This window comes from Leptolyngbya sp. FACHB-711, from assembly GCF_014695615.1.
Lineage (GTDB): Bacteria > Cyanobacteriota > Cyanobacteriia > Elainellales > Elainellaceae > Leptolyngbya_A.
The window spans coordinates 1-1,996 of the sequence record NZ_JACJOR010000470.1 but is presented as its reverse complement, the minus strand read 5'-3'; the positions used below and the strand labels follow the sequence as shown (position 1 = coordinate 1,996).

Annotated in this window: 3 protein-coding genes; all 3 read left to right on the top strand. The window is 49.6% G+C overall.

Annotation, left to right across the window (positions count from 1 at the left end):
* Window positions 1-588: aminotransferase class IV (locus tag H6F80_RS21820; protein ID WP_190793636.1), on the top strand; the 588-nt coding region annotated here is incomplete at its 5' end.
* 46 nt (window positions 589-634) lie between these two features.
* Window positions 635-1,021 (top strand): four helix bundle protein, encoded by a 387-nt coding sequence (locus H6F80_RS21815; RefSeq protein ID WP_190793635.1) that lies wholly within the window; start codon window positions 635-637, stop codon window positions 1,019-1,021.
* A gap of 303 nt (window positions 1,022-1,324) precedes the next feature.
* On the top strand, window positions 1,325-1,996 hold a 672-nt coding region (locus H6F80_RS21810; protein WP_190793634.1), incomplete at its 3' end, for a PPC domain-containing protein.

Sequence of the window (1,996 nt, the reverse complement as noted above, 5' to 3'; positions counted from 1 at the left end):
GCCCCTCGCCTGCACAATATTGACAAAGACTTTTTTGTGTACGGCTTAGAGTTGGGCGATTACCTGTCCCCCGAAGGGGTGACCTGTCGGATTAGCTCATGGCATCGTCAGGAAGACCGCAGCCTGCCTCTGCGCGGCAAAGTGAGCGGTGCGTATATCACCTCCTCCCTGGCAAAAACCGAAGCAGTGGATTCTGGCTTTGATGAGGCCATTTTACTCAACTCTCAGGGCAAAGTCAGCGAAGCATCTGGCATGAATATCTTCGTAGTGCGAAATGGAACCATTATTTCTCCTGGCTTCGATCAGGACATCCTGGAGGGTATTACCCGCGATAGCGTGCTGACGATCGCCCGTAATTTTGGCATTCCCGTCGTTGAACGACCGGTTGATAAAACTGAACTGTTCATCGCTGATGAAGTCTTCCTGAGCGGCACGGCTGCAAAAGTTGCGCCTGTCTCCAGAATCGAAAACTATAAGCTGCCTGTCGATCGCCCCATCACCCTGAAACTAAGAGAAAAACTGACTGCCATCACTGAAAATCGCGCTCCAGAGTATCAAGATTGGGTGTTTCCGGTTTCGATCGCGTGATTGTTATGAATCCTGACCGCTATCGAAGCAGCGTATGGATGGGCATATGGATGACAGCCTCCAACAGCAGAGCTTTGAGTTTGCCCTTAGCATTGTCCGGCTCTACAAAAAGCTCCAGGCAAGACAAGAGCTAATCATTTCCCCTCAGTTGCTTAGAAGCGGGACGCGCATTGGCTTGTTGATTGAAGAAGCTTTTGTGGCTCCAGTTCCGCAGCAGTCAAAACAAATCGATATTGCCAAGCAGGAAGCTCGTGAAACCTACTACTGGCTCCGGCTCCTGCAAGCGTCTCGATTAGCCGATGTAGATGTTACACCAGAGATCACGCAAGTCAAGCAGCTATTGCATTTGATCGCGGAGCGTGAATCCCCAAGGGAGTCCTCCGGGAAATCCTCAAGCAAGTCCTCAAGCAAATCCTTGACAACGGGAAATTAACTCATTTCACGTCATTTAATACACTTAATACAATGGGTTTTCGTCTTGCGGGAAAGCAATTCTATTAGATTGGGTTTAATGTTGTGCTTTGCCTTGGATTCTGTTTCCGGCTAAACCAGGAATGATCAAATAAAATCTGATGATAAAAAAGGTAGACAACTTGAGATACGAATGGAAAAGGTTCAAGGCTGCCACGGTTGATTATTCCTAGAATGCTTAGAAGATTGAAGGCACCTGCATCTTTTCTGCTAATTTGAGACTAATTTGGGTAATGATTAAGCCCACGTTGCAGGAGGGAGGCTCATGGCAAAGAATTCGGGAAGTGCAAAAGATCCGGGAAGTACCTTAGGCCGTGCGCGATTGCTGGCGATCGGTAATACGTCCACCAGTGTCAAACAAAGCCTTAGCTCCAAAGATTTGATTGACGTCTGGAGATTGGAGATCGGTACGAGAAGCAGCTTCAGTGTCTCGTTGCGGGATTTGGGGCGAGGGGCAAATGCGGACTTGTTTCTGGTTAATCAAAACGGTCGTGCTTTCGCTTCCTCCAGAAAAAGCGGGCGCAAAGTGGAAAATTTGAATGATATTTCGCTGGAGCCGGGAACTTACTACGTGCGCGTGCAGCTCAAGCGAAAGAGCAATGATACCCGCTATCGGCTGACCGCTTCGGAGACTCCGCAGGGCGATCGTTTCGGCAATTCTTTTGAGGCTGCAACGCCGCTGGTAGGCGCAGTAACAAACAGCATCAGCGATTTTGTCGGCAACAGCGATCCGACCGATTACATCCGGTTCAGGCTGCCTGCGCCAGGAACGATGAACTTGACTTTGACCGGGCTCAGTAGCGATGCCACTCTGGAACTGTTCGATCGCAACCGTAACTCGATCGGGGTTTCTGCCAATCCTGGAACTGCAACCGAAGCTCTGTCCCAGCGCCTCATTGACTACGGTTCGACTTATTACATCCGCGTTGCCCAAACT